The following is a 5,539-nucleotide window of genomic DNA, read 5'->3' on the forward strand; positions in this document are numbered from 1 at the left end:
ACACCGCGCTCGGCATACCCGTCACGGAAGCTGTGGGATAAGTCTGTCCGGGGAAAGGGGAACCTCGGCGTTCAGCCGATTTGTGCAACAGAGCCCAGAAGGGCGTCTAAAAAACTCAAGGCTATTCATGCCTCCTTGCCTCCCAAATAGCGAAGAAGGCGTCCACGCTACACGGATCCAATCAAACACTGCGGCGTGATCATCAAGCTTTAGGAGACCTAGGGGGGGTCGGCGGCCTCACGACCCACAGCATTCGCGGCCCGAGATGCTTGTGCCTTCGTCCTGCACAGCACTGCACGGAAGCCGTCGAAGGGAGCCCTTGCAGGAGCCCAGAGACTGGCATAGCTTCCGCGATGTTCAAGAACATGAATAGTTCCCGCCCGGCTCTGATGTCTATATAGGAATGATGAGTGCGCCTGATCCGCCCAACAGGAGGTCCAATTGCCAGACATTATCATCCATTGCGGTGGTCCCAAAACGGGTTCAAGTGCGCTGCAGCACACGTTGAGCAAGAATGTCGATCGGTTACGGGAGGCGGGCCTGTACTACCCGCAGCTCCGAAATCCGAGTGCCAGATTCGCCGATCCAATTATGGGCAATGCGTATGAATTGGCAATGGCCGCTTCCAAGCGTAATCGCGCGACCGCCTCCGGTATTCCGGAGGAAAGATTCTTTCAAGACGCCGAAGCGCTTCTGTCTATAATCAAAGACGCTGACAGGGATGAGGTTGTTCTGCTGTCGACCGAGTGGTTTTCCAACCTTAGCGAGGCGGAATGGCTTTGGCTTGTCGAGTTTTTGGCCCAGACGAGAAGAGACATATCTACAGTCACGTATTTTCGCCCGCAAGTAGACCAGATAAGCTCGGCGCTCGGTCAGTTTATAAAGAGCGGCTCACGCCCGACTCTCGCCAATTGCGTCCGCTACATGAGCAAAGAGCCCTACCTGTCTGCGATGGCTTATCATAAGATCCAGAGCAAACTCCCGATCAAAAACTCAGTAATCGCACTATACAACCGTTCGAATCTTTTTGAAGATGACATCACAGCAGATTTTCTAGCACACACTGACAGGATCGCCGGCACACGCTCGCCGTGCATCAAGACTGAGTCGGAAGTTAATCCAAGCCTCAATGGCGAAGCTCTGACGCTACTGTATTCTATTAACAGAAGCGCGCTGGGTCGAAATGAGAATGCATTGGTTCTGGACATCTGCATGCGGATTCCGGAGTTCAGCCTTATGAAAAATAGGCCGCAGCTGATCCTTTCCAAAAAGAATGTAGAAGAGGCTCAGGAAATTTTCGCCAAAGACAACGCCTGTGCTGTTGAGGCATTCGGAGAATCTTTTACATACTTGTCACGCGACCGTGCGGAAAATGAAGAATTTGTTGATGTTTCGCGCGGGCCCAGCGAAACATCGCAGAAGCTCTTTTGGAACATGTGGGAGAAACTATTCGCCGAGGCAAGCGACGAGCGCCGGTCACTTATGACGTCGCTCGCACCCAAAATTGCCGACGCACTCGCACAGGATCCAGTTCGATCCGAAGAACATCATCAAGAATTAGCAGCCGCGATCTCTCAGAAGCTTGACCCTCAAGCAAATATTTCTGACAAAGCTATTTTAGGAAAGGACGGCTTCCTTTTTCTTGGCGGGCCCGACTCCAATAGCATCGCGAAATACTTCTCTGGTGAAAAGAAGATCTCAACCAGCGCAGTGAATATTCACCGGCACAACTTTCGGGCACTGGAGCGCACTGGAGCGCCCTACAGTACATTAATTATTCCTGAAGCTCACGTTGTTTATGGCGATCTCCTTCCCGACAATTTCAGGGTCGTTGAGAATAGGCCGATTAATAGTCTCCTAACCGCCCTGAATGAGCCGATCATTTATCCCATTGATCAATTGATGGCGCTCCGTTCCGAAGGAATACCCGTCTACACTGGACGGGATTCTCATTACACTGAGCATGCAGCGATCGCATGCTACAAGGCTGTGCGCTTATCCCATGGGCTTGAGGGCAATTTTACACCGCCCTACACGCCCAGTATAGATCGAGAATCTGCTGATCTTATGACTGGAGACGCGGCTGCAGCGATCAAGAAGAAGAGAATCCTGCAATCCCAGAGTCGGGCCCCTCACTTTATACACCTGTATTGCAACAACGTCATGAATAACGGTCGCATCTCGATCTACATGAACCCGCGAGCGCACGGCGGTCGAGTCCTCTGTTTTGGCACTTCATTTTCAGATCACCTCATTCCGGCCTACACGAGTGATTTCCGCGAGGTTGTGTTCTGTTATAGTACTGCGGTTGACGAGGCGCTCGTTCGGCTAGTTGAACCTGAGCGGATCTTCATGGAGATGCCCGAACGGTTTCTCCATTTTCCCAATATGGCGCTTGCCGGCAGCGTATTGTGCACGCACTCCATGCGCACTGAGAATCAAGAAACGCATCCTGCGTTTTTCGATCTCCCTCCGGGGCCAATTAAAACGCTGGTGACTCTGCTTTCGGAACTGGTAGATTCTGAGGTCGTACCCCCGTCACTCGGCTCCGCAATCGGCCCCGCAGCACTTGCGCGAGTACGTTTTGCGCGAACCTCCAAGCACACTGGTGCCGTGCGAGACGCGATTAGGGCTGTGCTCTCGGGTCACTATCGGCAAGAGACTTTGCTTGGTGTCCTCGCTCAGGCTGTAGACTCTGGCCTACTTGCGGGTGAGTGCGACATCTTACCTGAAACGGACATGGGTGGGATCACGAAGATCCGTTGCCTGAGCCGAGGTGGCAAGTATCGTGAGGCCGCGCAGGTTCTAGAGCGCCACATGACGATGTTTGGGAAAACCACTGAGAGCGCCTACTTTACCGAGTTTTTACTGAAAAACGCCTGAGAATTCATCGGCCGCCTGGCGATCCGTCTTGAATAGTCGCACTTCGTCTCCTCGCTAGAGAGGGTTCAACCTCAAACCAAACGATGATACGGGATGGAGATCATTGCGGAGCCGTTGGACACTGCAGGAAGAATAGAAAATACGTCGCTCTGGGTGGCGTGACTGGGCCCCTAGCAGGCACTCTAACACCATCAGAGATACGCTTGAGCTTCTGATGTTGGAGCTGTGCCGATTCCGCTCAGATGTCGCGCGTACCTCACAAAGCCGAATCAGCACGGGAGACGGTCCATACATATGTGAGAGGGAACGGAGTGGCGGGAGCTTCACCGAAAAAGCCAAAACGACGCAAGTCTATAATATCAGTTTTCAGTATGGCGGAGCCATTATCCTGGGAACAGTCAATCGCAAAAACGAGAAGAATGACAATGCTCAGAACCTCAAGAAACAGAGACCGAATGGCGAGGGGCGAAATGGCGAAGAACCCGCGGGAGTTTATTAAGTCACTAGAGCTGTCATTTGATGAAGAGTGGTACGAAAAGACATACACTCACTCCATCATGCAGGAAAAAAAGAAACATGAGTCACTCTTGGACTTCTATGTTCGCCGAGGGGCGAGAATCGGACACGACCCCAATGACGAATTCTCAGAGATCCTCTACAGGGCAGCAAATGAAGATGTGAAGAAAAAACTTATGACGGATTCCGCGGAGTTCGCCTTTAAACACTTTATTGAATACGGCATAGGCGAGAGCAACCGCATATCTTTTACCGCAGAAGATGCGCGACGTATACGAACAATATACCTAGCACTAGATCGAGAATTCATAAAAAATACCTACGGGGACAAGTCTCAATCATATATTGATGTTTCCGACTATTACTTTGACCGAGCTCGGCAGGACGCCATTTCTCCCTCAGCGGACTTCTCGGAAGCGGGGTACTTAGACCACAATAAAGATGTCTCTGATGTACTGAAGAACGGTGACCTCTACTCGGCTTTTGATCACTTCTTGAGAACTCGAGGGCGCGAAATGCGATCCGTTATAACGCATAACGCATATCTAGCGGAACTGCAAGATAGAAGAGAGGCGGAAGCGGCAAGGGCCTCCCACATTGCACTCGAGGCGAGTTTACCAGGCATTACTCATCTAACGGGCTTGGACATGCTTAACGCTTTGGAGTTTTTTGACAGCAGCGTGGATGCAGTAATCTCGCCATCAACAGAATCTGGCGGCATACTAGTCCTAGTTCCACATTTCCTCCCAGAGATCTTGTTTGGCGGGTACATGGCATTCTACGACTTCCTTGCCAAACTCCGTGAACGGACCGGAGCAGAGTTGCATCTGCTCGTTGTAAATCAAGGGGATTCTGGGGTATACACAAACAACCTGCTCCGCATGAGGTTGAAGGCCCCAAACATTTTCGGGCTATTCTCAAGATTTCAGAAGCTTGACCCAGCCAAAAGACGGGTAGAGGTGCCTGAGAACTTTTTGGTGATGTCCTACTGCGCGGAGCTTCACCCAATCGCTTCACGGATATCCCGTCGGCTAGGACGCGAGCCTGTTTTCTTTATACAAGAAGAGGAATCCGATTTCCACTCAAACAATGATTTGCGAAGCTTCACGGAACGCTCCTTTCTCCTTCCTCACATCGCGGTGTACAACTCGGCGAAACTTGTTGAGTATTTTCGCGTAAAAACCTCAGTATTTGAAGTCGCAGGAGACGAGTACCGCTACGCGAGCATCGAAAACCCAATATCCCCGCTCCCGGTGAACCGAGAAAATTTTCTAAAGAAGCAAAGAAACAAGACGACGCGCCGTCTGATAATGTATGGGCGTCCTGAAGGGCACGCCGCAAGGAATCACTTTGCAACGCTTGTATTCGCTTTGCGACAGGCGACCCGACGCGGGATCTTCTTGGATGAAGATTGGGAGTTCTATTCCATCGGGTCTTTGGCGTTCAAAGAGGCGATTGATCTGAATGGCTCAAGCAAATTGCGTATGCTTCCGAAGATGCCTAAAGCTGATTATGAGGACTTCTTGCTCTCGGGTGACGTCGGGGTCTCAGTCATCACGACGCCTCATCCGGGGATTGTTCACTTTCAGATGGCTGCTTATGGTTTAACAACGGTCACAAACCGCACTGACCTCAGGGATGACTTGTGGCTTTCCGATCAGAATCGAAATCTGGTCCCCGTCGATATGACGGTGGAATCAATCGTCTCCGGCTTCCAGAAAGCCGTCGCCGAAGCAGAAGACTTCGAAAAGCGCTATGACAATGCGTTTGAAGCCCGCCGCCTTGATCCTGCATCTTGCGTCGCTGAGGCGCTTTTCCTTATGGCCGAGGTCATCGAAGAAGCACGCAATTCGGAAGCACCCATAGCTAGGAATAGGACTCATAGCCAGTAGATGACGACTGCTGCGAGAACTATGTCAGAGAAAGGCGTTGCTGCATTACTCCGGCCTGAGGCGTGACGGCCCCCTTAGCCCGCTGAGTTTAGGTTACGCGGACGATCTCTACGGTGACGGTGGCGTTGAAGCGGTCCACGATGGCGATGCAGAGGCTCTGTTGCACAAATCGGCTGAACGCCGAGGTTCCCCTTTCCCCGGACAGACTTATCCCACAGCTTCCGTGACGGGTATGCCGAGCGCGGTGT

The 5,539-nt window shown here is 51.8% G+C and carries 2 protein-coding genes; both read left to right on the forward strand.

Features of this window, described 5'->3' with window-relative positions; translation table 11 throughout:
- Positions 1-441: 441 nt before the first annotated feature.
- A complete protein-coding gene (locus Q344_RS25960) occupies positions 442-2,883 on the forward strand; it encodes an alginate O-acetyltransferase AlgX-related protein (RefSeq protein WP_156954600.1) in 2,442 nt (813 codons plus the stop codon).
- 425 nt (positions 2,884-3,308) lie between these two features.
- On the forward strand, positions 3,309-5,291 hold the full coding sequence (locus Q344_RS25965; protein WP_156954601.1) for a rhamnosyltransferase WsaF family glycosyltransferase: 1,983 nt from the start codon (positions 3,309-3,311) through the stop codon (positions 5,289-5,291).
- The last annotated feature ends 248 nt before the right edge of the window (positions 5,292-5,539 follow it).

Source organism: Pseudooceanicola nanhaiensis DSM 18065 (assembly GCF_000688295.1).
Classification (GTDB): Bacteria; Pseudomonadota; Alphaproteobacteria; order Rhodobacterales; family Rhodobacteraceae; genus Pseudooceanicola; species Pseudooceanicola nanhaiensis.